The sequence below is a fragment of the Siccibacter colletis genome (genome assembly GCF_000696575.1).
Classification (GTDB): domain Bacteria; phylum Pseudomonadota; class Gammaproteobacteria; order Enterobacterales; family Enterobacteriaceae; genus Siccibacter; species Siccibacter colletis.
In genome coordinates, this window is record NZ_JMSQ01000016.1 from 1 (window position 1) to 25,644 (window position 25,644).

Below are 25,644 nucleotides of genomic sequence, written 5' to 3' on the forward strand. Positions count from 1 at the left end.
TGTGTTAGGCCTGCCGCCAGCGTTCAATCTGAGCCATGATCAAACTCTTCAATTTAAAGTTTGATGCTCAAAGAATTAAACTTCGTAATGAATTACGTGTTCACTCTTGAGACTTGATAATGCTTTTTCGTCTTGCGACGTGAAAGATATCAGTGCCCCGAGTGCCCACACAGATTGTCTGATAAATTGTTAAAGAGCAGTGCCGCCTCGCTTATTTGTCAGCGGCGCGGGCTGCGTATACTACGCCATCCCGCTGTGGAGTCAAGCATTTATTTCGCTCGCCTTCACCTGACAGGCCGGCCTGTTCGCCGTTGTTCCGTGTCAGTGGAGGCGCATTATAGGGAGTTCTCAGAAACTGACAAGAGGAAATCCTAAATTTTTTTCCGTTCGCCTTCTTTTCACGCAATCCGTTTAGATTACCGACGAATTGTTCGCTAAACGCGCAATATTACGGGCAAAATCCTTCACCTGTTCCCAGTCGGTATACACCACTTCCTTTGAAGTATCCGTTTCACCGCCGGTCATCTTCATAATCAGGCGGATCATCATGCGGTCGTACCATTTATAACGCGAGTAACGCAGCGCACCGGCGAACACAGCAGCCAGCTGCGGTTTCCACGGCGCGGCCTCAAGAAACTTACGCGTATAGCTGTTGGTCTCCGGCGTGCGCTTATCCGCTTTACGCGCCACCAGGTTTACCGAGAAGAACGCGCCCGGCAACGTATTAAGCGCCGCCGCATGCTGAGTGACAAAACGCATTAATGAAGGATGGAAATGGCCGTAGCGAATTGACGCGCCAATCGCCACGCTGTCATAGCGGGCCCAGTCGATATGCTCTGCGTTATGCAGGTCCATCATTTCACTGGTCACGCCCTGGGCGCTAAGTTCATTAATAATGGCCGCTGCGATATCGCGGGTCTGACCGTCGCGGGTCGAAAACAAAATCAGGGTCGTCACAATACTCTCCGGTTATTCGCGCCAGAAGGTGGGGGTGAACAGCACCAGCAGGGTAAACACCTCCAGACGGCCGAATAACATATTGGCAATCAGGATCCATTTTGCCGTCGGGTTCATGCTGGCAAAGTTATCTGCCACCACGCCAAGCCCTGGGCCAAGGTTGTTAAGCGTCGCCACTACGGAGGCGAACGCTGAGAAGTCATCCACGCCGGTCGCGATGATCGCCAGCATGCTGACAATAAACACCAGCGCGTAAGCCGAGAAGAAACCCCATACTGCTTCAAGAATGCGTTCCGGCAGCGCACGGTTGCCGAGCTTAATACTGTAAACGGCATTTGGGTGAACCAGACGTTTAAGCTCGCGGTTGCCCTGCTTAAACAGAAGAAGGATACGAATAACTTTCAACCCGCCACCGGTTGACCCGGCGCAGCCGCCGATAAATGCCGAGCAAAGCAACAGCACCGGCAGGAACAGCGGCCATTTAGCGATACTGTCGGTGGTGAAGCCGGCGGTGGTTGCCATCGATACCACCTGGAAGAAGGCCTGATTCAGCGTGGTGACCGCACTCTCATAAACGTTATGGAAATAGAGCACCAGCGTACAGATGGCCACCAGCGTCAGCTGCACGCCGATAAACATGCGGAATTCCGGGTCGCGCCAGTACACCTTAAGGTTACGACCGCTTAATAAAGAGAAGTGCAGGCCGTAGTTACAGCCGGAGATCAGCAGGAAGATGGCGATAATGGTGTTGATGGTTGGGCTGTCGAAATAACCGATGCTGGCGTCATGGGTTGAAAAGCCGCCGATAGCAATCGTCGCGAAGCTATGCCCGATGGCATCAAACGCCGGCATGCCGGCAAACCACAGCGCCAGGGCACAGGCTACAGTCAGCAGGACATAAATCAGCCACAGCGTTTTTGCCGTCTCGGCGATGCGCGGGCGCATTTTGTTATCCTTCAGCGGCCCCGGCATCTCGGCCCGGTAAAGCTGCATGCCCCCGACGCCCAGAATCGGCAGTATCGCTACCGCCAGCACAATGATCCCCATCCCGCCGAACCACTGCAGCATCTGGCGATAAAACAGGATTGCGTGCGGCAGAGAATCCAGCCCGACCAGCGTCGTCGCACCCGTCGTGGTCAGCCCGGAGAACGATTCAAAGAAGGCATCGGTAACGGTGAGGTTTGGCCGCTCGGCAAAGATAAAAGGCAGCGCCCCCACGCTTCCCAGCACGGTCCAGAACAGCACCACGATCAGAAAGCCTTCGCGCGATTTCAGTTCGCCTTTTTCACGACGGTTCGGCCACCACAGCAGGGAGCCGATAACCAGCGCAACGAAAAACGTCTGGGTAAACGCCCGCCCGGCCCCGTCGCGGTAGAGCAAGGCCACCAGCCCGGGGAGGATCATCGTTCCGGAAAAAAGGATAACCAGTAATCCAACGATTCGGGTTATGGCGCGAAAATGCATCTCAGACGCTTCCTTTGAAGTCAAACATTGGGGAGGGGGGATTATTGTTCAATGGGGAGCAAATGCAATGCACCGCGGCTAAAATCCGCCAGCTTTGCCGTAAACGCGGGCAGAACGGAGGCGGGCAGCGCCACGCGTAAGGTTACGTCCGCCAGAAAATCGCTGTGCACAATCAGCCCCTCATGCTGTTTGAGCAACGCCTCGACGCCGGCAAGCTGCGCGTAATCACATCGCAAAGTATATTCGGTCAGCGGCACTTTGCGCTGGGTCGACAGCAGGTTCAGCGCCTGCTGCACGCCACCGCCGTAAGCTTTTACCAGCCCACCGGTGCCAAGCAGAATACCGCCGTAATAGCGCACCACCACGGCGGTAATCTCACCGACGCCGCTGCCCATCAGCTGAGCCAGCATCGGTTTTCCAGCTGTACCCGCGGGTTCACCGTCATCCGAAAACCCAAGCTGCTGCGAATCGCCGGGCGGCCCGGCAACCCACGCCACGCAGTGATGGCGTGCGTCCGGGTGCTCAGCGCGTGTCGCTTCCACAAAAGCCTTTGCCGCCTCCACGCCATCGGTATGGCCCAGCAGCGTGATAAAGCGGCTTTTCTTGATCTCTTCGGTGAACGCCACCGGCTGCGCCGGAATTAGCCAGCCTTCCATTATGCGAGCTTCAGATCCCGCGTCATGTTTTCGATGCTGTTCTCATAGATCACGACGTTATCTTCGATACGAATACCACCGTAAGGTTTCAGCGCCTCGATCTTCTGCCAGTTAAAGTGTTTGCTGTACGGGCCTTCGCGCCAGGTTTTCAGCAGCGACTCAATGAAGTAGAGACCTGGCTCAATGGTCAGCACCATACGCGGCGCCAGCACGCGGGTGCAGCGCAGGTACGGATACTTCGACGGCGCAGCAAGGTGGGTGCCGTTCTCATCCTGCATAAACCCGGCAACGTCATGCACCTGCAGACCCAACGGATGGCCCAGCCCGTGCGGCATAAACGGCCCGGTCAGATCGTTCTCTACCATCGCCTCTTCGCTGATGTCAGTCACGATCTGGTGACGACGCAGCAGCTTCGCGATGCGCTGATGGAACTGAACGTGGTAGTCGGTGTAGCGCACCCCGGCTTTCAGGGTGGCGATAAGCGCCAGCTGCTCCTCGTTTACCTCTTTCACCAGCTCCGCAAACTCGCTGTCGCCGTTGGCCGCCCAGGTGCGGGTCAGATCGGCTGCGTAGCCATTGTACTCAGCACCGGCATCCAGTAAGAAGCTGCGCATTTCCGACGGCGCGCGATGCTCAAGCGTGGTGTAGTGCAGCACGGCCGCATGCTCGTTAAGCGCCACGATGTTGCCGTAAGGCACATCGGTATCGCGATGCCCGGTGGCAGTGAGGTAAGCCTGGTTGATATCGAACTCGCTCATGCCGGACAGGAACGCTTCGTGCGCCGCCTGGTGACCGATCACCGCCGTCTTCTGCGCTTCACGCATACAGGCCAGTTCATAATCGGTTTTGTAAGAACGGTGGTAATGCAGGTAATCAATCACTGCTTTCGGGTTGACGTTTGCCGCGCTGATATCAACCTGCAGGGCGCGTTCCGGTACCGGCCCGATATAGCCAATATTGCCGCGCGCCGCTGGAAGCTGGCTGCCGATACCGTCGGCTTTCGGCAGGGCGATAATCTCGATTTCATCGGTCCAGAATGACGTCGGCAGCGGTTCAACGCTGTGCCAGTAATCGACCGGCAGATAGAACCACAGCTTAGGTTTGTTGACCCCGTCCACCAGCAGCCAGCAGTTCGGCACCTGCGTAACCGGCACCCAGGCTTTAAACTGCGGGTTCACTTTAAAGGGATAAGCGTGGTCGTCGAGAAAGACGGTCATCAGTTCGCCTGAGTGGATCAGCAGCGCATCCAGCTTGCTGCGACTCAGTACATCACGCGTGCGTTCCTGCAAGGTAACAATATGATTCTTATATAGAGCGGCCAGTGATTCCATGTTTTACCCTTCTCTGTAGTAACCCTGAATTCCCGCATCTTAGCACACCGTCCGGCGCACCCGCGCGTTTCAGCTGTTCGTGATCGACGCAGCAAAAATTTAAACAGTAATTTGCATTTCATTAACATCAAATCCACACTCCGCTTCATCTGGTATGACCAGATCCCCTTGCGGATTCAGGAGACTGACATGCTTTACAAAGGCGACACCCTGTACCTTGACTGGCTGGAAGATGGCATTGCTGAACTGGTGTTCGACGCCCCCGGCTCCGTTAACAAACTCGACACCGCTACCGTGGCCAGTCTTGGTCATGCGCTGGAGGTGCTTGAAAATGAACGCGACCTGAAAGGCCTGCTGCTGCGCTCCGAAAAAGCGGCCTTCATCGTAGGTGCCGACATTACCGAATTCCTCAGCCTGTTTCAGGTGCCTGCCGCCCAGCTCAGCGACTGGCTGCATTTCGCCAATCGCGTGTTCAATCGCCTGGAAGACCTGCCGGTCCCGACTATTACCGCCATTAACGGCTATGCGTTAGGCGGCGGCTGCGAATGCGTGCTGGCGACGGATTTCCGTCTTGCGACGCCGGATGCGCGTATCGGCCTGCCGGAAACCAAACTGGGCATTATGCCGGGCTTCGGCGGCTCTGTGCGTCTGCCGCGCCTGCTGGGTGCCGACAGCGCGCTGGAGATCATCGCCGCCGGGAAAGACGTCTCTGCTGACCAGGCGCTGAAAATTGGTCTGGTTGATGGCGTCGTGAAACAGGAGAAGCTGCGCGACGGTGCGCTGGCCGTGCTGCGTCAGGCCATTAACGGCGAGCTGGACTGGAAAGCGCGGCGTCAGCCGAAGCTCGAACCGCTGAAGCTCAGCAAAATCGAGGCGGCCATGAGTTTCACCATCGCTAAAGGCATGGTGATGCAGACCGCAGGTAAGCATTATCCGGCCCCGATCACTGCCGTGAAAACCATTGAAGCCGCCGCCGGGCTGGGGCGCGACGAGGCGCTGAAGCTGGAAAATGAGAGCTTTGTACCGCTGGCGCGCTCGAACGAAGCGCGCGCGCTGGTCGGCATTTTCCTCAATGATCAGTTCATCAAAGGCAAAGCGAAAAAGCTCACGAAAGAGACAGAGATGCCGAAGCAGGCCGCAGTTCTGGGCGCGGGCATCATGGGCGGCGGCATCGCGTATCAGTCTGCCTGGAAAGGCGTGCCGGTGATCATGAAGGATATCAATGAGAAGTCGCTGCATCTCGGCATGAACGAAGCCGGCAAGCTGCTCAACAAACAGCTGGAGCGCGGTAAGATTGACGGCCTGAAGCTGGCAGGCGTTATCGGCACTATCCATCCGACGCTCGACTACGCCAGTTTTGAACGCGTGGACTTGGTGGTCGAAGCGGTAGTGGAAAACCCGAAGGTGAAAAAAGCGGTGCTGGCGGAAACCGAAGAGAAGGTGCGCCCAGATGCCGTCATCGCCTCAAATACCTCGACCATTCCCATTAATGAGCTGGCAAGCGTGTTGAAGCGCCCGGAAAACTTCTGCGGTATGCACTTCTTCAACCCGGTGCACCGCATGCCGCTGGTCGAAGTGATCCGCGGTGAAAAAACTTCGGATGCCACCATTGCGAAAGTGGTGGCCTGGGCCAGCAAAATGGGCAAAACGCCTATCGTGGTCAACGACTGCCCCGGCTTCTTCGTCAACCGCGTGCTGTTCCCCTACTTCGCCGGCTTCAGCCAGCTGCTGCGCGACGGTGCAGACTTCCGCAAAATCGATAAGGTGATGGAAAAGCAGTTTGGCTGGCCGATGGGTCCGGCGTATCTGCTGGATGTGGTCGGGATTGATACTGCGCATCACGCCCAGGCCGTCATGGCGGCGGGCTTCCCGCAGCGTATGCAGAAAGATTACCGCGACGCCATCGATGCACTGTTTGATGCCAGCCGCTTCGGGCAGAAAAACGGTCTTGGCTTCTGGCGCTATAAAGAAGACAGCAAAGGTAAGCCGAAGAAAGAGGAAGACAGCGCGGTGGACGGTCTGCTGGCCGACGTCAGCCAGCCGCGACGCGACTTCAGCGATGAAGAGATTATCGCCCGCATGATGATCCCGATGGTCAACGAAGTGGTGCGCTGCCTCGAAGAAGGCATCATCGCCAGCCCGGCGGAAGCCGATATGGCGCTGGTATACGGCCTCGGCTTCCCGCCGTTCCACGGCGGCGCCTTCCGCTGGCTCGACACCCAGGGCAACGCCCGCTACCTCGATATGGCCCAGCAGTATCAGCAGCTCGGTGCGCTGTACGACGTGCCCGCGAGCTTGCGCGATAAGGCCCGCAGTGACGATACCTGGTATCCATCGGTGGACGCCGCGCGTCCCGTTGGCAACCTGAAAACGGCTTAAGGAGCGACGTATGGAAAAGGTAGTCATTGTTGATGCGATTCGTACCCCGATGGGCCGTTCAAAAGCCGGCGCATTCCGCAACGTGCGGGCGGAAGATCTCTCCGCGCACCTGATGCGCAGCCTGCTGTCGCGCAATCCGCAGCTTGAAGCCAGCGCCATTGACGACATTTACTGGGGCTGCGTGCAGCAGACTCTGGAGCAGGGCTTCAACATTGCGCGTAACGCCGCGCTGCTGGCTGAGATCCCGCACTCGGTGCCAGCGGTGACGGTGAACCGCCTGTGCGGCTCCTCCATGCAGGCACTGCACGACGCAGCGCGGATGATCATGACCGGCGATGCGCAGGTGTGCATAGTTGGCGGCGTGGAGCATATGGGTCATGTGCCGATGAATCACGGCGTTGATTTTCACCCCGGGCTGAGCCGCAACGTGGCAAAAGCCGCAGGCATGATGGGCCTGACGGCAGAGATGCTGTCGCGCATGCATGGCATTAGCCGCGAGATGCAGGACGCCTTCGCGGCCCGCTCGCATCAGCGCGCCTGGGCTGCAACCCAGTCGGGAGCGTTCAGACAGGAGATCGTGCCCACCAGCGGTCACGATGCCGACGGCGTACTCAAGCGTTACGACTACGACGAAGTGATCCGCCCGGAAACCAGCGTGGAGAGCTTAGCCACCCTGCGACCGGCTTTCGACCCGGCTAATGGCACCGTCACGGCGGGCACCTCATCGGCGCTTTCCGACGGCGCAGCAGCCATGCTGGTGATGAGCGAAAGCCGCGCCCGGGAACTGGGCCTGACGCCGCGCGCCATTATCCGCTCGATGGCGGTGGTGGGCTGCGACCCGTCCATCATGGGTTATGGTCCGGTTCCGGCCTCGAAGCTGGCCCTGAAAAAGGCCGGGCTGAGCGCCAGCGATATCGACCTGTTCGAGATGAACGAAGCCTTCGCCGCGCAGATCCTGCCGTGCATTAAGGATCTAGGCCTGATGGAGCAGATCGACGAGAAGATCAACCTGAACGGCGGCGCCATCGCCTTAGGCCACCCACTTGGCTGTTCCGGTGCACGTATCAGCACCACGCTGATTAACCTGATGGAGCGTAAAGACGCCCGGTTTGGCCTTGCGACCATGTGTATCGGTCTGGGCCAGGGCATCGCCACGGTGTTTGAGCGCCCTTAGCCCGCAGAGATATTCCAAAAAAGTTGAGTTGCCGTGTTTCCCGCCTGTCAGGGGCGGGTTTTTTTATTTCAGAAAATCGCGTAGCAGGATTGCGGGAGGGTCTGTGGTAGCGTCGCGCTGATTAATATTAAAAAGGACGTCACCATGAAACTGATAACAACACTTCTGGCGCTGTGCCTTCCGGTAAGCGCATGGGCCGATAGCGCGCAGGTATGTCTGGAGTACGGTAAGCAGCAGATGGCAGAGAACGCCGAAATGCGTAACCTGTTGAGTGCGATGCATATTGAGCCAGATAGCGTGGTCGAGAACCGCTACGACGCAAACGTGGGCAGCCAGCATATTGCCACCGAGCTCAGCGCCGGGCTTCGCAGCCGTCAGGGCGATGCCGCCACTATGCTATGCCTGCTGAATAACGATCGGCCGCTCTATGTCTATTTCAACACGCGGAAGTAAGGCGTCAGGCCCGGCGGATACCGGAGCCTGAACGGAAGGACGAGGGATCAAAGAAACGAGAAGGCATCACCGAACAGGCGATCTTCGCGCGCATCACGCTCGTTGCAGAACAGGTCGCGGGCGATTTTCGCCATCTCAAACCGCCCAGCAATATAGATATCGTGCCCGGAGAGGGTCTCGAAATCCTGCATTACCGCAGTCAGCACGGTACCGGAGCGGCCACGCCACTCATCGTGCGGCTGCTCAACCACCGGCTCAACGCGCAGCTTCGGATGCTTCAGCGCCAGCGCTTCCAGTTCCGGAAGATCGTAGAGGTGCTTGTCTTCGCGGCCGCCCCAGTAAATCGTGATGTCACGATCCGGGTTGCGCGCCAGGGCGGTTAACAGAATAGAACGCACATAAGAGAACCCGGTACCACCGGCAATCAGGATCAGCGGACGGTCATCTTCTTCACGCAGCCAGGCATCGCCATGCGGAATATCCACCAGGATTTCACGATCCTGCAGGATGCGGTCCATCACCGCCATCGCGTAGAGGTTCAGTTCCGAAGCCCCGATATGCAGCTCGATAAACTCCTGTTCACTCGGGGTGGACGCCATCGAGAACGGGCGCTTGTCACGCTCGTCCATTACCACCATCAGATACTGCCCGGCGCGAAATGAAAACGCGGCCTCGGGTACTAAACGGACGCGATACACCGTATCCGTGATGGCATCTACCGAGGTCACTTTACAGCTTAAGGTTGTCATGCGTTCCCTCTGTCGGGTCAAAAAAACGTAAGCACAACGATAGCGCCACGGCGCTTACCGCAAGTCAAATATAGCCAGTTCATCCCAGATAGCGTCAATTCTTGCCACCACTTCCGGGTCTTTTTCAATGGGAGTACCCCATTCACGCTGCGTTTCGCCAGGCCACTTGTTGGTGGCGTCCATCCCCATTTTCGACCCGAGGCCGGAGACCGGCGAGGCGAAATCGAGGTAGTCGATCGGCGTGTTTTCTACCATCACCGTATCACGCGCCGGGTCCATGCGTGTAGTGATGGCCCAGATTACGTCGTTCCAGTCGCGGGCATTAACGTCGTCATCGCACACGATGACAAATTTGGTGTACATAAACTGGCGCAGGAACGACCAGACACCAAACATCACGCGCTTGGCATGACCGGCATACTGTTTTTTGATGGTGACCACAGCGAGGCGATAGGAACACCCCTCCGGCGGCAGATAGAAATCAATAATTTCCGGGAACTGCTTTTGCAGAATGGGAACCAGCACTTCGTTGAGCGCCACGCCCAGCACCGCCGGTTCATCCGGCGGACGGCCGGTATAGGTGGAGTGGTAAATTGCATCTTTACGCCGGGTGATGTGCGTAACGGTAAACACCGGGAAGTTATCCACTTCATTGTAATAACCGGTGTGGTCGCCGTACGGACCTTCAGGTGCCATCTCGCCCGGCTCGATATACCCTTCCAGCACGATTTCCGCGCTGGCTGGCACTTCGAGATCGTTCGACACACACTTCACCACTTCGGTTTTGGTGCCGCGCAACAGCCCGGCGAAAGCGTATTCAGAGAGCGTATCCGGTACCGGCGTTACCGCACCGAGAATGGTTGCCGGATCGGCACCCAGCGCCACGGAAACCGGGAAACGCTCACCCGGATGCGCAGCGCACCACTCCTGAAAGTCGAGCGCGCCGCCGCGATGGGAGAGCCAGCGCATGATGAGTTTGTTCTTGCCGATCACCTGCTGGCGATAAATTCCCAGATTCTGACGCTCTTTGTGCGGACCGCGACTGACGGTCAGCCCCCAGGTAATCAGTGGCGCTACGTCGCCCGGCCAGCACTGCATGACCGGAATACGCGTCAGATCGACCGCGTCGCCCTCCTGCACCACTTCCTGGCACGGGGCGCTACGCAGACGTTTCGTCGGCATATTCAGCACCTGCTTAAACTGCGGCAGCTTGTCGAAGAGGTCGCGGAAACCGCGCGGCGGCTCCGGCTCTTTGAGAAAGGCCAGCAGCTTGCCCACTTCGCGCAGCGCGGTTACGTCATCCTGGCCCATCCCCATCGCTACGCGCTTCGGCGTGCCGAACAGGTTACAGAGCACCGGCATGTCGTACCCCTTCGGGTTTTCGAACAGCAGCGCAGGACCGCCAGCACGCAGGGTGCGATCGGCAATTTCCGTCATCTCAAGATGCGGATCGACCGGGATGGCAATACGTTTGAGTTCGCCCTGCTGCTCAAGCAGCGCAAGAAAATCGCGTAGATCGTGGTATTTCATGCAGTTTTTCGTGGCCTCTTTGCTGGCTTGCCATTATACGGTGTTAGCCGCAGCCATGCTGTAATTTTGTTAATCAGACGTGACAATGCGCCGCCGGACGCCTGGCTGCAACGCGAAGTATGACGGGTATATACTGTTCTCACTACCTCAGTGCGGCGGGTTTTGTTATCCTTTCGCGCCTGACATCCGGAAAAGAGACATTATGGAATCCTGGTATCTCCTGTATTGCAAACGCGGGCAACTCCAGCGGGCGAAAGAGCATCTGGAACGTCAACAGGTTGCCTGTCTGACGCCGATGATCGCGCTGGAAAAAATTGTGCGCGGAAAGCGAACTGCAGTCAGTGAGCCGCTGTTTCCTAACTACCTGTTTGTGCATTTCGATCCGGAAGTCATTCACACCACGACCATCAGCGCCACGCGCGGCGTCAGCCACTTTGTGCGTTTTGGCACCCAGCCGGCCATCGTTCCGCTTACCGTGATCCAGCAGCTGATGGAGTATCAGCCGGAAAACGTGGTAGATGAACATACGCCGTGGCCGGGCGATACCGTGGTGATCACCAAGGGCGCGTTTAAGGGGCTGGAAGCCATTTTCACCGAGCCGGACGGCGAGGCGCGCTCCATGCTGCTGCTGAACTTCCTCAACAAGCAGGTGTTGCAGAGCGTCAGAAATACCGAATTCAAAAAGATTTGAAAAAGGCCCGGTTTATCCGGGCCTTAACGTTTAATGGGTGGCTTCACCAATAACGCCACCGGCTCCTGCACCGACCGCCGCACCTTTCAGCACGCTATTCCCGGTCATCGCCGCTGCGCCTGCGCCAACAACGGCGCCGACCGCTCCCCCTTTACGGGCGGCTTTACCTTTGTCACCGTGCTTCAGCATCGCGCCGGTGCCAGCTCCGACAACTGCACCGCCGACCGCGCTTTTCACGCTTTTGCCCGCGACCGCGCCCGCCGTCGCCCCCAGCAGCGCGCCGGTTGCCGTTTTGTCGATCGCCAACGCCGGACCACACAGCAGCGCAGACAGAATAATTATTCCCGTCGCCTTACGTTTCATCGCATTCCCTTTTATGACGAATTGCTAAACCTGGCAGGGATATTCCTGCCGCGCGAGGATAGCACTGCGGAAAAAAGGGTTTTTAGGTGCCGGTGTGACGGCGGGCGTCGGCCAGGGAAAAAAGCCGCTCAACGTTAGCGGTCGTGATTTCCGCCAGCGTATGGGGATCTTCACCACGCCAGTGGGCTACCTGATGCAGAATATGGGGTAAATAGCAGGGTTCATTGCGGCGCGATGCAGGTTTCGGCCGCAGATCGCGCGGTAGCAGATAAGGCGCGTCGGTTTCCAGCATCAGCCGGTCAGCCGGAATAAGCGGGAGCAGCTCGCGTAGTTCAAGGCCACGACGTTCGTCGCATACCCAGCCGGTGATACCCAGAAAGAGACCGCGATCCAGACAGGCCTGCGCTTCCTGCGCGGTACCGGTAAAGCAGTGCAGCACCCCGCCCGGTAGCTTATCCAGCCACGGGTCGAGCAGCTCAAGAAAGCGTTCATGCGCATCGCGGCAGTGCATAAACACCGGCAGCGACAGCTCTGCCGCCAGCGCCAGCTGGGCGGTAAACGCGCGCGCCTGCTCATCAGGTGTCGAAAAATTACGGTTAAAATCCAGCCCGCACTCGCCGATAGCCACCACCTGCGGCTGGCTGGCAAGCACGCGCAGCGCATCGGCACTCTCTGCCTGCCAGCTGCTGCTGTCGTGAGGATGCACGCCGGCAGTAGACCAGCAGTTCGGGTAGCGCGCTGCCAGGGCAGCCGCCTGCTGGCTTTCATGCAGGTTAGTGCCGGTAAGCAGCATACCGGTTACGCCCGCCGCTGCGGCACGCGCCACTACCTCATCCCGGTCCGGGTCGAACTGCGAACTGGTGAGGTTCACGCCGATATCAAACATAAGTCGTTACCTGTAAAAAACCGCCCCTGAGGGCGGCTGTGATTATTCCTGCGGTTTTTCGGCCTGAGCTTCTTCAGGCTCGTCCGGCATATCCCGACGCCCTTTGCCGACGTAGAAGCGCGCAAAGAACATGCCCACTTCAAACAGACAGTACATCGGGATCGCCAGCAGCGTCTGGGAGAACACATCCGGCGGCGTGAGCAGCATGCCCACCACGAATGCACCCACCAGCACGTAAGGCCGCTTGGCTTTCAGATCCTCTGGTGTAGTTACGCCAACCCAGCACAGCAGCACAATCGCTACCGGCACCTCAAACGACACGCCGAACGCCATAAACAGCGCCATCACGAAGTCGAGATAGCTTGAGATATCGGTCGATACCACAACGCCTATCGGCGCGGTATGGGTGAGGAAACCAAACGCCAGCGGGAACACCACGAAATAGGCGAAGGCCATACCGAGGTAAAACAGCAGCGTACTGGATACCAGTAAGGGAATGACCAGCTTACGTTCATGCCGGTAGAGTGCCGGGGCGATAAAGGCCCAGACCTGATAAAGAATGACCGGCGCGGAGAGGATCACCGACACCATTATGGTCAGCTTAATCGGCGTAAAGAACGGCGAGGCCACGTCGGTGGCGATCATCGTCGAGCCTTGCGGCATCTTGCTGATCAGCGGATCGGAAACGAACTGGTAAATATCGTTGGCGAAATAGACCAGCCCCAGAAAGATCACCAGCACCGCAACGATGCAGTTCAGTAAACGCTTACGCAGCTCAATAAGATGGCTGATCAGCGGTTGGGTATCTTCAACAGCCATGTTTTATGCTTTATCACTGGTTGAGGGGGTGGGAGAAACTGGTTTTGGCGCTGCCGGCGCGGGCTGCGAGACGGGCTGAGCTTTTTCGTCAGGCACGTCGTCAGGCGTGACAGCAGGTGCCTGCTCGGTGGCGACCGCTACGCGATCGGCAGTACCCGGCGTAACGCCTTCGTGCTCAGCTTCATTGCCTTTAACCACCGGATTGTGAATGGTGTGCGCTTCGTCGCTCGCCTTCTCCGGATCGTTGGCGCTGTATGAGCGTTTCATGGAGTCGGCGGCTTCGCGAAGTTCGTCCATCGACGCTTTCAGTTCTGGCGTCAGGCTGTCCATGCTCGCTTTTTCTACCTTTTTCAGGCTCTCCTGAAACTCCTGCAGTTTCAGCTCCTGGCTCAGTTCATTCTGCACGGTGGTCGCCAGCGAGCGCAGGGCGCGCACCCAGCCGGCAACGGTTTTCACTGCTACCGGTAAGCGTTGGGGACCAAGAACGATGAGGCCGATGACAAAGACCAGCAGCAGTTCGCCAAAACCAATATCAAACACGACTTACACCTGCTCTTTGTCGGTACGTTTTACGTCGTCTTTATTGACGCTCTCAGGCTTGTCTTCGATGGATTTCGCAGTGAAATCGGCGTCTGTCGCAGACTTGTCAGTTTTATCTGCGTCATCATCTTTGATGGCTTTCTTAAAGCCTTTGATAGTCGCGCCCAGGTCAGAACCGAGCGAACTCAGCCTTTTGGTACCGAAGAGCAGAATGACGATAACGGCAATGATTAAAAGTTGTGGCCAGCTAATACCCATACTCACTCCGAGACAGCAATAAAGATTACAGGTGGCGCATTATACGGCACCCGACTAGTCATGACGATGTTAAATTCAGCTTGTCCGGCGCCAGCCGACCAGCCAGATAACGGCCCCAGCACCCATCAACCAGAGTGGACTCATCCCCCAGTCCGGGCGGTTGATCAGGAGTAGCGTAGCGCTCAGCAACAGGATTGCTCCCATACCAAAGAGATAGCGCGACTGCCCCTGACGTTTATGCTGACGCTGTTGCTCGTGGGCAATCTTATCAACGCTTTGTTGCAGTTGTTTGTTCTGACGTAAACTGTCGTAAAAAAGTTCCGGCAGGTCCGGCATTCTCTCGACCCAGAACGGCGCTTTCTCTTTAATGGAGCGGATCAGCGCCGGCAAACCGACCTGGTCCTTAATCCAGCTTTCCAGGAACGGCTTCGCTGTTTTCCACAGATCGAGCTGGGGATAAAGCTGGCGGCCGACGCCTTCAATATAAAGCAGCGTTTTCTGCAGCAGCACCAGCTGAGGCTGCACTTCCATATTGAAGCGCCGCGCAGTGTTGAAGAGGTTCAGCAGTACGTGCCCGAAAGAGATCTCCGCCAGCGGTTTTTCAAAGATCGGCTCACAGACGGTACGGATGGCAAATTCAAACTCTTCGACGTTAGTATCCGGTGGCACCCAGCCTGAATCCACGTGCAGCTCCGCCACCTTACGATAATCGCGATTGAAGAAGGCGATGAAGTTCTCTGCCAGGTAACGTTTGTCTTCTTTGTTCAGCGAGCCAACGATGCCACAGTCGATGCCGATATACTGCGGATTTTCCGGGTGCTCATAGCTGACGAAAATATTGCCAGGATGCATATCACCGTGGAAGAAGCTGTCGCGGAATACCTGGGTAAAGAACACCTGCACGCCACGTTCAGCGAGCAGCTTCATGTCAGTACCGTTAGCTTCCAGCGCGGCGACGTCGTTAACCGGAATACCGTAGATGCGCTCCATCACCATCATGGTCGGGCTACAGTAGTCGGAATAGACTTCCGGCACGTAGAGCATCGGGCTGTTTTCAAAATTGCGGCGTAGCTGAATGGCGTTGGCAGATTCACGCAGCAGATCCAGTTCATCAATCAGCGTTTTTTCATACTCGCGCACCACTTCCAGCGGGCGCAGGCGGCGTCCATCCGGCAGCAGGCGTGGAACCCAACGCGCAAGACGATAGATAAGGCGCATATCGGCACGGATAATCGGCAGAATATCCGGGCGAATGACCTTAATCACCACCTCTTTACCGTTCGATTTCAGCGTCGCGGTGTGAACCTGCGCAATCGACGCCGATGCCAGCGGTTCGATATTGAAATTGTCGAACCAGGCTTCAACGGGCTGGTCGCCCATCGATTTTTCAATCTGCTGTTTTGCCAGGCGCCCGTCAAACGGTGCCACACGGTCCTGCAGCAGAGCCAGCTGATCGGCAATGGCTGGAGGGAAAAGATCGCGGCGGGTAGAGAGCATCTGGCCGAACTTAATCCATACCGGACCCAGCTCCTGCAGCGCCAGCCGCAGCCGCTCCCCCAGCAATTTGTCTTTATGACGGTTAGGCATCCAGAATAGCGTCCGACGCCACAGGCGAAGCGGGATCGTAATACGCATGCGAGGAATCAGTTCATCAAGCCCGTAACTCAGAAAGGTTTTGATGATGAAATAAAGGCGCCGAATTTCACCTGGCGTCATTTGCCCTCCAGTTTTTCCAGCCGACTCGTCAGGGTATCTACGGCGCGTGCGAGCGCCGCTGTCTCTTCTGAAAACCATGCCACTTCCAGCGGACCCGGCGCCATGCGCCACTCTTCGGTCAGCGCTTCAGCAACATAGCGTTGATTACGCTGCGCCCGCGTCGTAATGGCTTTAAAGCCACCCGCCACCGCTTTGCCGAGGCCGTGCGCGGCGATGTCGCCGATATAGGGTGCCAGCAGCTCTTCCGGGGAAAACTCCGCTAAATCCAGCAGCGAGGAGAAATTCTGTACCACCTGAATATCACCCTGCACTTCCAGTTCGCCGCTACGGATAAGCGCCGTGAGTTGCTGTTTGTCGCGCAACTTCGGTAACACCGACAGGCGCGTGATCACCGAGCAATCTGCCTCACCCTCCCACTGCGCCAGCACGTCGACCTGCTGCTCGCTGAAAACCATCACCAGCGGTGAAGAGAACTCCTGCAGTACCACCCGCAGCACTTTCCCCTGCAGGCGCTGACGCGGTGATTTCAGCGCACGCGGCTGGTAAAGCACGTTATTCAGTACGCCTTCAATACCTGCCGTAATGAGTGGTGTGAATGGCATCCGCCCTCTCCTGTCAGAACTTGTAGCCGCGATGTAGCGCGACAATCCCGCCGGTCAAATTGAAATAGTTAACGTTTTCAAAGCCTGCGTCGCCCATCATGGCTTTCAGGGTTTCCTGGTCCGGATGCATGCGGATGGACTCGGCAAGATAGCGATAGCTTTCTGCATCGCTGGCTACCAGCTCGCCGACGCGCGGCAGCACGTGGAACGAGTAGGCGTCATAAGCTTTGCTCAGCGGCTCAATGGTCGGCTTAGAGAATTCCAGTACCAGCAGACGACCACCTGGCTTCAGCACGCGGAACATGGAGCGCAGCGCTTTTTCTTTATCGGTGACGTTACGCAGGCCAAAAGAGATGGTAATGCAGTCAAAGGTGTTGTCCGGGAACGGCAGCGCTTCCGCGTTCGCCTGCACGTACTCAACGTTGCCGACAACGCCAACATTACGCAGCTTTTCACGCCCCATTTTCAGCATCGAGTCGTTAATATCTGCCAGCACAACCTTGCCGGACTCGCCAACCAGGCGGGAGAATTTTGCGGTCAGATCGCCGGTCCCGCCTGCCAGGTCGAGCACCTTCTGACCGCGACGCACGCCGCTGCAGTCAATTGTGAAACGCTTCCACAAACGGTGGATGCCAAACGACATCAGGTCGTTCATTACGTCGTATTTGGCCGCAACGGAGTGAAAAACCTGCGCCACTTTCTCGGCTTTTTCCGTTTTTGCTACGGTCTGGAAACCAAAGTGCGTCGTCTCTTGAGAATTTTCAGCCATCTCGATGCCTGCTTATTAATGAAATGTCCATGAAGTGTAACAGATTGGGCGCAATTGCCCTATGATTCAACCGCCTTCGCCACCCGCTGTACCCGCATGTTACGGCAACGATGCCGCCGCTAAGTGCTTGTTCAGCTTAGCGGGTTATACGTCATCCCGCCCGGCGCGCAGACGAAACTCAACGTCCTGGGCCGTCGCCTGATCCACCAGTTCCGGATTAATCTCGCGCTTGATTTCTACCCCCAGCTCGCGAAACGCATCGGCCTGCGCCAGCACGTTTCCACGTCCGGTGGTGAGCTTTTTCATCGCTTCGCGGTAATTGTCCTGCGCTTTATCGAGGCTCTGCCCGATGGCGGACATGTCGTCCACAAACAGGCGCATTTTGTCGTACAGGCGGCTCGCCCGGTCAGCGATTTGCTGGGCGTTACGGCTCTGGTGCTCGTAGCGCCAGAGGTTAGAGATAGTGCGCAGCGCCACCAGCAGCGTGGTAGGGCTGACCAGCATGATGTTATTTTTCAGGGCTTCGTTGATAAGCTCCGGCTGCTGGTTGATCGCCATCAGGAAAGCGGGTTCGACCGGAATAAACATCAGCACGTAGTCCAGCGAGCGCAGGCCGGGAAGCTGATGGTAATCTTTGCGCCCCAGCAAGCGGATATGGTTGCGCACCGAGGCGATGTGTTCAGTAAGCGCCAGATCGCGGGTGTAGTCATCTTCCGCGTTGAAGTAACGTTCCCACGCCACCAGCGTCATTTTCGAGTCGATCACCACATCTTTATTCTGCGGCAGACGCACTATAACGTCAGGCTGCATACGACTTTGCGCTTCGGTATTGATGCTGACCTGGGTCTGGTACTCGTGGCCTTCGCGCAGGCCGGATGCCTCAAGCACCCGCGCCAGTACCACTTCGCCCCAGTTGCCCTGGGTTTTATTGTCGCCTTTCAGCGCGCGCGTCAGGTTGACCGCCTCCTGTGCCATCTGGGCGTTCAACTGCTGCAGATTGCGGATTTCATGGGCCAGCGTATGGCGCTCGCGCGCTTCCTGCCCGAAGCTGTCCTGCACCTGACGACGAAAGCCGTCGAGCTGCTCGCGCAGCGGAGTAAGCAGCCCGTTCAGGCTCTGGCGGTTCTGCTCTTCCACCCGGCGATGGCTCTGTTCAAAGATGCGGTTAGCGAGGATTTCAAACTGCTCGCTCAGGCGCTGCTCGCTGTTGATCATCTGTCGCAGCTTATCGTCCGCGTTCATCCGGGTGGTTTCCAGCCGGGTCGATACTTCACGCAGGTCCGCTTCCAGCGAGCTGTTGATTTCGCGCAGGCTACGCAGTTCGTTATCCAGCAGGCCGCACTCGTCGCGCCAGTGTTCGCTCTGGGCCAGTTGCTGGCGGGCGGCGCTCAGCTCACCGTAGAGATCGCGCTGCTCGGCCAGCAGTGCCGCCTGACGTTGCGCGTTGCGCAGGCTTGCGCCGAGCCAGCCGGTTAGCACGCCAACCAGCGCCACGGCGACCATCAGCAACAGTGAAATTTCCATTACGCCTCCTGCATGAACCACGTACTTGATGCAAAATCGAATTGTGCTGTACAGATGTCCAGTTTGGAAGCGTTTTTAGGGCGAGAAGTGGTTTCGTGCGAGGCGTTACGCAAAATAAAGGCCAGCGAGCGCTGGCCTGAGGGAAGACTACAGCAGGCGGCGCGCCGCCTCGACCACGATTTTCACCGCGTGGCTTTCGGTTTTTTTCATGGTTTCCGCGTTCGGAATCTCTTGCTGGGTGCGGTTGACGATCACCCCGGCCACCATCCCGGCACGCAGGCCCTGGCTGGAACACATGGTCAGCAGCGTGGCCGATTCCATTTCGTAGTTCATCACGCCCATAGACTGCCACTCTTCCATCGAGCCTTTGTAGCGGCTGACAACGCGGCCGGAGAAGGTGTCATAGCGCTCCTGGCCCGGATAGAAGGTGTCGGACGATGCCGTTACACCGATATGCGTGGTCGCGCCCACGGCGTTTGCCGCTTCCACCAGTGCGGTAGTACAGGCGAAATCCGCCACCGCCGGGTATTCCATCGGCGCGAAATGCAGGCTGGCACCGTCAAGGCGTACCGAGGCGGTGGTCACCAGCACGTCGCCGACGTTAATGTGCGGCTGAATAGCGCCGGTGGTTCCCACGCGCAGGAAAGTGCGAATGCCGAGCTGCGCCAGTTCTTCCACAGCAATAGAGGTAGACGGACCGCCGATGCCGGTAGAGCAGATAATCACCGGTTTGCCATCCAGTTCGGCACGCCAGGAGGTGAACTCGCGGTGCGACGCCAGTTTCACCGGGTTATCCATCAGCGCGGCGATCTTTTCCACTCGCTCCGGGTCGCCGGGCACAATGGCCAGCGTTGCGCCCTGTAAATCGTTTTTGGTGAGACCGAGATGAAAAACATCAGACCTGGACATAAGTGACTCCTCTGTAGTTCGGTTTGTCAGAAGCAGCAAAACGGTACTTTACCGAAGCACTTCCGGAAATTTCGTGACCGCATTCACTTTGGTGGAAAGTTGTTGCACTCATTTTCCATAATTTAGTGATAACAATCACATAATTTAGCTCTGCCGCGCGTCGTTTTCATCCGTATGCCCTTTTCCCGGCGCTGTGATTTGGTAACGTGCAGTCTATAGTTATTTGAATGCGCTACTAACGGGTACGGAGACTGCCATGACGACTGACAGCACAACCAATAATAAGCCGGGATTCGCCAGTGCGGTGACACCGGTCGCGGAAACGACCATTCAGACCCCCGACAACGCGATTCACGCGGGCGAAACCACTATTCCGACCCAGGGCGATAACATGCCCGCCTGGCATGCGCGTCCAAAAGAAGTAAGCGGGCCGCTGCCGGTTGTGATTGTTATTCAGGAAATTTTTGGCGTTCACGAGCACATCCGCGATATCTGCCGCCGTCTGGCGCTGGAAGGTTATCTCGCTGTGGCGCCGGAGCTTTATTTCCGCCAGGGCGATGCCAGTGAGTACACCGATATGCAGTCGCTGCTGAGTAATCTGGTGTCAAAAGTGCCGGACGCGCAGGTGCTGGCGGATCTCGATCATGTCGCTAACTGGGCGGGTCGCAACGGCGGCGATGCCCATCGCTTAATGGTGACCGGATTCTGCTGGGGCGGACGCATCGCCTGGCTGTACGCGGCGCATAACCCGCAACTGAAGGCCGCGGTGGCCTGGTACGGCAAGCTGGTGGGAGACAAGACCCTGAACTCGCCAACCCATCCGGTGGATATTGCGACCGAACTCACGGCCCCGGTGCTCGGTTTGTACGGCGCGCAGGATACCGGTATACCGCTGGAGAGCGTGGAAACCATGCGCCAGGCGCTACGCGCTGCCAATGCCGATAAAACCGAGATTGTCGTCTACCCGGACGCCGGTCATGCGTTCAATGCGGATTACCGTCCGAGCTATCACGAAGCCTCTGCGAAAGATGGCTGGCAGCGTATGCTGGCCTGGTTCGCGCAGTACGGTAATAAGAAAGGCTAAACTCCCGCCGCCGGGCGGCTTAAAAATCGCCCGGTGCGCACTGCAGACAGGTCAGCCCTTCCGCGCGCCAGAAATCCACTACCGCCTGGCGATCGTCAATCACCAGCCACGGCGTATAGCCGTCCGCTTTTATCTGGCGCAGCAGCGCCTGTTTCACCACTTCATCCGGCAGCGTATCTTCCCCATCCGGGCGCAGATAGAGCGCATCGAACGGAATACCATGACGCTCAAGCCACGTCTCGGTATGGCGACGAAAAGCGGCGGGGCGTCCGCTGCACAGCACGATCTTCTGCTGCTGAGCGCTCAGAATGCCTACGAGCCGGCTGATAGCCTCGCAGGGCTGCGCCTCCGCCATGTGCTCAAAGAACGGCTGCCACTGCTTCTCCGGGCCTAACACCCACTCGCGCACCGCTTCAGCATCAAATTCGGCCAGCGTGCCGTCGATATCCACAATCACACAGTGTTCAGAATGCATTCATCTTCTCCAGGGGAATAATTTTCCAGTCGTCAGGGGAGGCGCTGGGCAGGATCCACAGCGGGGCGACGTTGCCGACCCGTTCGCCGTGGGGCGTGCCGGTTGCCAGCAGGCGGATCACACGAAACACGCCAGAGTGGGCGATCACTAACGGCGTATCGTAGTCAGCCAGCAGCGCATTCAGCGCGTCCGTCACACGGGCGCAGAAAGGCAGCCAGGCTTCGCCGTTCGGCGGCGTCACTTCATACGGGGTTTGTTCGCTGAGCGGGCGGCACTCCAGATCGCCCCAGTCGCGCTCGCGCAGGTCAGGCACAATGGTCATCGCCGCGCCGGGCAACGCCAGTTCGGCGGTACGACGCGCGCGCTGCTGCGGACTGACGGCAACCAGGCTCCAGCGACGCTGCGCCAGCAGCGCCGACGCGTGTTGGGCCTGATCTTCGCCCCGCGCCGAGAGCGGCACGTCGGTGCGCCCGCCAATCAGGCGATCGCGGTTGAGCGGCGTTTCGCCGTGACGAACAAAAACAAAGGGTTTTGGCAGTAGCGTCATGTTTCCATCCTGAAACCGGGCCGGGTGACGATGTCGCAGCCCAGCGTATGCTGCCAGCGTGCAGCGTCATCAATCGGTGTAAACAGCGGCACCAGCTGGTGGCATTCCAGCATCGCCGCCAGCCTTTGCAGGCAGCGTCGGGTGGGGTGGACGTTCCAGCGGCAAAAATCGACCTCGCCCATCCGGTGCTGCTCGCGGGCGTAATGATTCATATGTCCGGTAAACAGGATGCGATGGCGGAAATCAGCGCGGCGGCGCAGTTCCCCGGCCACACCCTGCTGTCCGTCCGGATCGGCGGCCAGAATGACCGGCGCATCGGTATAAAACGGTGGCAGCGCAGCCAGCAGCAGGCGCAGCTCATGCTCCACGCCGGGGTTCAGACTGCCGTCGTTATGCTCTGCCATCAGCGCCAGCATGGTCCGGCAGGCATCGTCCATCACCACATTACGCACACCACGGCGCGCCAGCAGCAGCGCCATCTCTATTGCCCGCCCGGAGGGCGGAACCGGGCAGAGCACCGGCTGCTCCAGGTGCGGCCACAGGGCATCAAGCTGTTGAGGCTGCGGCGTGTCGTACAGGCCGTAAGAGGCATCCACCAGCGCCAGCGCGGCCGGCGGCGGGGCATCGAAATGAAACAGCGCCGACTCCAGGCTGATGTCACCGCTGTAAAACACGCCTCCGGGCACATTCAGGTGAAACCAGATGCCGCCCCAGGCGTGACCGCTGCTCCCGGTAGTGACCGTCAGGTCGCCCAGGGAAAAGGTGCCGCGCACCGCCACGGGATGCACGTTCCGCCCCGGCGGCAGCGCCCGGGCCGTCACCGCGCTGCAGTAGATCGGCACTGACGCAGGAACATGCGCTAGTCCGGCAATATGATCAACATGATCGTGGCTGAGCAATACCGCATCCAGACGATCCGGGACCGGCCACGCCTCCGCGTCCGGCTCCAGCGAACCGCCGGCATCCAGCAAAATACGCTGGGTGGGTGTGGTCACCAGAATGGCGGCGGGCGCTTTGTGCTGCTGCCCGCTGATAATCTCAATCTGAGTGGTCACGCCGCCTCCAGTCGCCAGCCCTGATGCAGGCGTACCGCGATGGTCTGCTGTTCGCGCAGCGGCAGGTGATGGAACGCCGTCAGGCGTTGCCCGTCCGCCAGGCGCAGCGCCAGCAGGTAGCGTTCCCCCTGATAGATGCAGCTCTCAACGGTGGCGGTAATGCCGTCGTCAGCAATGCCGACATGCTCCGGGCGCACCAGTACCGGCTGACGCGCCGTTTCGCTGCTGCTCAGCCCGCGATGCAGCTGCCCGCCGTCAAGGTGACGATCCGGCGAGCCGGTCGCCAGCGACAGCACGCTGCCTTTACCGATGAAGCCCGCGACCCAGGCGTTATGCGGATGCTGGTACAGCGTCTGTGGGGTGCCCCACTGCATCAGCTCGCCACGGTGCATCACTGCAATGTGGCTGGCCAGCGCCATCGCTTCGGCCTGGTCGTGAGTGACGTAGACGAATGTCGCTCCGGTACGGCGGTGAAATTCGCGAAACGTCTGCTCCATGGTGGCGCGCAGGTGCCGATCGAGATTCGCCAGCGGCTCATCCAGCAGCACAACCTGAGGCTCAGAGACCAGGCAGCGGGCCAGCGCCACGCGCTGACGCTGACCGCCGCTCAACGCCTGCGGTGAGCGATCGGCATACGCCGCCAGCTCAACCACCTCCAGGGCGTCAATCACCTGCTTACGTCGCGCCGCACCGTTTACCTTTTTTAACTTCAGCGGGTAGCCCACGTTCTCTGCCACCGTCATGTGCGGCCACAACGCGTAGGACTGGAACACCATGCCCATGTTGCGCGCTTCCGGCGGCAGGTGGGTGGTAGCGTCGGCCAGCAGCCGATCGCCCAGCATCAGGCGTCCCTGCGACAGGCGCTCCAGCCCGGCCAGAATACGCAGCGTGGTGGTCTTGCCGCAGCCGCTCGGCCCGAGCAGCGCGGTAAACGCGCCTTCAGGAATGGTCAGGCTGAGATCGCGCACCACGGTCTGGTCGCCGAAGGTTTTGCTCAGGCGCTCCAGTTTCAGTTCTGCCACGGAATAACTCCTTTGGGTAGATAGCGGCCAAGACCGCTTAACATCAACATCACCAGCGCCACGAGGGCCACCACCAGTACCGAAATGGCGGAGGCCAGCACCTTATCGCCGCTCTCATCGAGGTTGAAAATCACCACGCCAAGCGTCTCTTTGCCCGCGCTCCACAGCAGCGCCGACACGGTCAGCTCATTGACGGCGGTGAGGAACACCAGCAGCGCGCCGGCGAACGCGGCGGGAGCCAGCAGCGGCAGCACAATGTGGCGCAGGCGCTGGGAGAAGTTAGCGCCCGCCAGACTGGCAGCCTCTTCCATCGCCGGATCGAGCTGTAACATGCTGTTGTGCAGCGGCTTCAGGCAGACGGTGAGAAAGCGCGCCAGATAGGCGAAGAAGATAATCAGCAGCGTGCCGCTCAGGCTGATGCCGATCAGCGGCAGCGGGCGGGCAAACAGCAGAATGCAGGCAATCGCCAGCACCACGCCCGGCAGGGTGTAGGGAATATCGATGGCGCTGTGCAGCCAGCGCAGCGGGCGCGTCGGAAACCGCACCAGCAGCCATGCCAGCGGCAGGCTCAGCAGCATCAGAACCAGCGCCGCCGATACCGAGAGCAGCAGGCTGTTGCTCAGCGCCCGCCAGGTAGCACTCCCGCTCTCCAGCATCGCGTGGTACGCGTTAAACGTTAGGGTCTGCGCATTCAGCGGCACGCCCAGCGTCGGTACCAGCGAGGTGGTGATCAGCGCCAGCAGCGGCGCCACCAGGATGGCGAACAGCACCGTGCCGAGCAGCAGCTCAGTCACCAGCCGCCATTTTCCCAGCTGAAAATCGAGCGCCCGACCAGCCATGCCAATCAGCGGCAGCGCGTGGCGACGCTGTAAGTAGCCCTGCAGCGACACGATGCCGATTGCCAGCACGCCCATCAGCACCGACAGCGCCGCAACGTCACTCAGCATGGACGGTCCAAAGCTCGACAGCGACTGGTAGATCTGAATCGGCAAGACAAAATAAGAGATGGGAATGCCGAGCATCGCCGGAATACCAAAGTTGCCCAGCGCGGAGACAAACGCGATAGCCGCGCCGGCCCAGAGCGCCGTGCGACACAGCGGCAGCACGATGTCGATAAACACGCGCCACAGCGAGGCACCGTTGAGCCGTGCGGCTTCGATCTGCTCTTTCGGCAGGCACTGGAGCTGGGTGCGCAGCGCCAGGAACACCAGCGGCGCGTGCTGAATGCCCAGCAGCAGGGCGATGCCTTCGGCAGAATAAAGGGGATTAGTACTGCCGAACGACGGTGCGATGCCGAGGCTGGTCAGCACAATACTGCTCGGGCCGAAGAGTTGCAGCCAGCTCAGGGCGGTCACCTGCGGCGGGATCATCATCGGCAGCATAAACAGAAATACCCACGTCTGCTTGAGCCGGATGTTGGTGAGCGCGAGGCAGAAGGCAAACAGGCCGCCCAGCAGCAGGGAGAGTAGCGTTCCCAGCCCGCTGGTGTAGAGGCTGTTGTAAAGCGCCGTCCAGGTCGCCGGGTTGCTCAGGACGCGCCCGAGACTGCTGTTACTGCCCTGCTGCCAGTCAAGCAGAGCCGAGATCAGCAGTCGCAGGCTCGGCAGCAGACTCAGCAGCGCGACCAGGACGAGTAACAGCCAGAGCAGCCCTTTCGGCGGGCCGCTGCTGGCGGGTTGACGGAGGGTCAT

Annotated in this window: 26 protein-coding genes; 5 read left to right on the top strand and 21 right to left on the bottom strand. The window is 58.8% G+C overall.

Annotation, left to right across the window (positions count from 1 at the left end; all coding sequences use genetic code 11):
- Positions 1-411: 411 nt before the first annotated feature.
- From hemG to pepQ, 4 genes are read right to left on the bottom strand one after another with little or no spacing between them, the layout of a single operon-like run.
- Positions 412-957 carry a menaquinone-dependent protoporphyrinogen IX dehydrogenase gene (gene hemG / locus ET34_RS0115755; RefSeq protein ID WP_031523662.1) on the bottom strand — a complete coding sequence of 182 codons (546 nt, stop codon included), beginning with the start codon at positions 955-957 and terminating at the stop codon, positions 412-414.
- Between the two features lie 12 nt (positions 958-969).
- Positions 970-2,421, bottom strand: coding sequence for a Trk system potassium transporter TrkH (gene trkH, locus ET34_RS0115760; protein ID WP_031523664.1), 1,452 nt, complete (start codon positions 2,419-2,421; stop codon positions 970-972).
- A 41-nt stretch (positions 2,422-2,462) separates the two neighbouring features.
- Entirely contained in the window at positions 2,463-3,077 is a 615-nt protein-coding gene (locus tag ET34_RS0115765) for an IMPACT family protein (RefSeq protein ID WP_031523666.1), read from the bottom strand.
- Positions 3,077-4,408 carry a Xaa-Pro dipeptidase gene (pepQ, locus tag ET34_RS0115770; RefSeq protein ID WP_031523667.1) on the bottom strand — a complete coding sequence of 444 codons (1,332 nt, stop codon included), beginning with the start codon at positions 4,406-4,408 and terminating at the stop codon, positions 3,077-3,079. Before pepQ ends, ET34_RS0115765 begins: the two co-directional genes overlap by 1 nt.
- Before the next feature lie 189 nt (positions 4,409-4,597).
- Between pepQ and fadB the strand changes: the two genes are divergently transcribed.
- From fadB to ET34_RS22990, 3 genes are all read left to right on the top strand, one after another.
- Positions 4,598-6,787, top strand: coding sequence for a fatty acid oxidation complex subunit alpha FadB (gene fadB, locus ET34_RS0115775; protein WP_031523669.1), 2,190 nt, complete (start codon positions 4,598-4,600; stop codon positions 6,785-6,787).
- A 10-nt stretch (positions 6,788-6,797) separates the two neighbouring features.
- Positions 6,798-7,961: an acetyl-CoA C-acyltransferase FadA gene (gene fadA, locus ET34_RS0115780; protein ID WP_031523671.1), complete on the top strand. Its 1,164-nt coding sequence runs from the start codon at positions 6,798-6,800 to the stop codon at positions 7,959-7,961.
- 144 nt (positions 7,962-8,105) lie between these two features.
- Entirely contained in the window at positions 8,106-8,414 is a 309-nt protein-coding gene (locus tag ET34_RS22990) for a hypothetical protein (RefSeq protein WP_031523672.1), read from the top strand.
- Positions 8,415-8,461: 47 nt separating this feature from the next.
- Here ET34_RS22990 and fre read toward each other — a convergent pair whose 3' ends face one another.
- Positions 8,462-9,163 carry an NAD(P)H-flavin reductase gene (fre, locus tag ET34_RS0115790; RefSeq protein WP_031523674.1) on the bottom strand — a complete coding sequence of 234 codons (702 nt, stop codon included), beginning with the start codon at positions 9,161-9,163 and terminating at the stop codon, positions 8,462-8,464.
- A 54-nt stretch (positions 9,164-9,217) separates the two neighbouring features.
- Complete coding sequence (gene ubiD / locus ET34_RS0115795) at positions 9,218-10,693, bottom strand: 4-hydroxy-3-polyprenylbenzoate decarboxylase (RefSeq protein ID WP_031523676.1); 1,476 nt, start codon at positions 10,691-10,693, stop codon at positions 9,218-9,220.
- A 202-nt stretch (positions 10,694-10,895) separates the two neighbouring features.
- Here ubiD and rfaH point away from each other — a divergent pair, with 202 nt between their 5' ends.
- Complete coding sequence (gene rfaH / locus ET34_RS0115800) at positions 10,896-11,384, top strand: transcription/translation regulatory transformer protein RfaH (protein ID WP_031523677.1); 489 nt, start codon at positions 10,896-10,898, stop codon at positions 11,382-11,384.
- A 30-nt stretch (positions 11,385-11,414) separates the two neighbouring features.
- Here rfaH and ET34_RS0115805 read toward each other — a convergent pair whose 3' ends face one another.
- The 10 genes from ET34_RS0115805 to udp all read right to left on the bottom strand — a co-directional run bounded on the left by ET34_RS0115805 (position 11,415) and on the right by udp (position 19,770).
- Complete coding sequence (locus tag ET34_RS0115805; protein ID WP_031523679.1) at positions 11,415-11,747, bottom strand: glycine zipper family protein; 333 nt, start codon at positions 11,745-11,747, stop codon at positions 11,415-11,417.
- An 82-nt stretch (positions 11,748-11,829) separates the two neighbouring features.
- On the bottom strand, positions 11,830-12,633 hold the full coding sequence (gene tatD, locus ET34_RS0115810; protein ID WP_031523681.1) for a 3'-5' ssDNA/RNA exonuclease TatD: 804 nt from the start codon (positions 12,631-12,633) through the stop codon (positions 11,830-11,832).
- A 42-nt stretch (positions 12,634-12,675) separates the two neighbouring features.
- Positions 12,676-13,452 (bottom strand): Sec-independent protein translocase subunit TatC, encoded by a 777-nt coding sequence (tatC, locus tag ET34_RS0115815; protein WP_031523683.1) that lies wholly within the window; start codon positions 13,450-13,452, stop codon positions 12,676-12,678.
- Between the two features lie 3 nt (positions 13,453-13,455).
- Positions 13,456-13,992, bottom strand: a complete 537-nt coding sequence (gene tatB, locus ET34_RS0115820) for a Sec-independent protein translocase protein TatB (RefSeq protein ID WP_031523684.1) — start codon at positions 13,990-13,992, stop codon at positions 13,456-13,458.
- Positions 13,993-13,995: 3 nt separating this feature from the next.
- Entirely contained in the window at positions 13,996-14,250 is a 255-nt protein-coding gene (gene tatA / locus ET34_RS0115825; protein ID WP_031523686.1) for a twin-arginine translocase TatA/TatE family subunit, read from the bottom strand.
- A gap of 75 nt (positions 14,251-14,325) precedes the next feature.
- Positions 14,326-15,966: a ubiquinone biosynthesis regulatory protein kinase UbiB gene (ubiB, locus tag ET34_RS0115830; protein WP_031523687.1), complete on the bottom strand. Its 1,641-nt coding sequence runs from the start codon at positions 15,964-15,966 to the stop codon at positions 14,326-14,328.
- Positions 15,963-16,568, bottom strand: coding sequence for a ubiquinone biosynthesis protein UbiJ (ubiJ, locus tag ET34_RS0115835; protein WP_031523688.1), 606 nt, complete (start codon positions 16,566-16,568; stop codon positions 15,963-15,965). The genes ubiB and ubiJ overlap by 4 nt, the downstream gene beginning before the upstream one ends.
- Before the next feature lie 13 nt (positions 16,569-16,581).
- Complete coding sequence (gene ubiE / locus ET34_RS0115840; RefSeq protein WP_031523689.1) at positions 16,582-17,337, bottom strand: bifunctional demethylmenaquinone methyltransferase/2-methoxy-6-polyprenyl-1,4-benzoquinol methylase UbiE; 756 nt, start codon at positions 17,335-17,337, stop codon at positions 16,582-16,584.
- 144 nt (positions 17,338-17,481) lie between these two features.
- Positions 17,482-18,861, bottom strand: a complete 1,380-nt coding sequence (gene rmuC / locus ET34_RS0115845; protein ID WP_035891577.1) for a DNA recombination protein RmuC — start codon at positions 18,859-18,861, stop codon at positions 17,482-17,484.
- A 147-nt stretch (positions 18,862-19,008) separates the two neighbouring features.
- Positions 19,009-19,770, bottom strand: coding sequence for a uridine phosphorylase (udp, locus tag ET34_RS0115850; RefSeq protein WP_031523691.1), 762 nt, complete (start codon positions 19,768-19,770; stop codon positions 19,009-19,011).
- A 256-nt stretch (positions 19,771-20,026) separates the two neighbouring features.
- On the opposite strand from udp, the gene ET34_RS0115855 reads away from it, so the two are divergent.
- Entirely contained in the window at positions 20,027-20,854 is an 828-nt protein-coding gene (locus ET34_RS0115855; RefSeq protein ID WP_031523693.1) for a dienelactone hydrolase family protein, read from the top strand.
- A 19-nt stretch (positions 20,855-20,873) separates the two neighbouring features.
- On the opposite strand, the gene ET34_RS0115860 is transcribed toward ET34_RS0115855, so the two are convergent.
- The 5 genes from ET34_RS0115860 to ET34_RS0115880 are packed head-to-tail and all read right to left on the bottom strand — an operon-like array spanning position 20,874 to position 25,644.
- Positions 20,874-21,329 carry a phosphatase domain-containing protein gene (locus ET34_RS0115860; protein ID WP_031523695.1) on the bottom strand — a complete coding sequence of 152 codons (456 nt, stop codon included), beginning with the start codon at positions 21,327-21,329 and terminating at the stop codon, positions 20,874-20,876.
- Positions 21,319-21,876, bottom strand: coding sequence for a histidine phosphatase family protein (locus ET34_RS0115865; protein ID WP_031523696.1), 558 nt, complete (start codon positions 21,874-21,876; stop codon positions 21,319-21,321). The genes ET34_RS0115860 and ET34_RS0115865 overlap by 11 nt, the downstream gene beginning before the upstream one ends.
- Complete coding sequence (locus ET34_RS0115870) at positions 21,873-22,931, bottom strand: MBL fold metallo-hydrolase (RefSeq protein WP_031523698.1); 1,059 nt, start codon at positions 22,929-22,931, stop codon at positions 21,873-21,875. Before ET34_RS0115870 ends, ET34_RS0115865 begins: the two co-directional genes overlap by 4 nt.
- Positions 22,928-23,953, bottom strand: coding sequence for an ABC transporter ATP-binding protein (locus ET34_RS0115875; protein WP_031523701.1), 1,026 nt, complete (start codon positions 23,951-23,953; stop codon positions 22,928-22,930). The genes ET34_RS0115870 and ET34_RS0115875 overlap by 4 nt, the downstream gene beginning before the upstream one ends.
- Positions 23,941-25,644: an ABC transporter permease gene (locus tag ET34_RS0115880; RefSeq protein ID WP_081826949.1), complete on the bottom strand. Its 1,704-nt coding sequence runs from the start codon at positions 25,642-25,644 to the stop codon at positions 23,941-23,943. The genes ET34_RS0115875 and ET34_RS0115880 overlap by 13 nt, the downstream gene beginning before the upstream one ends.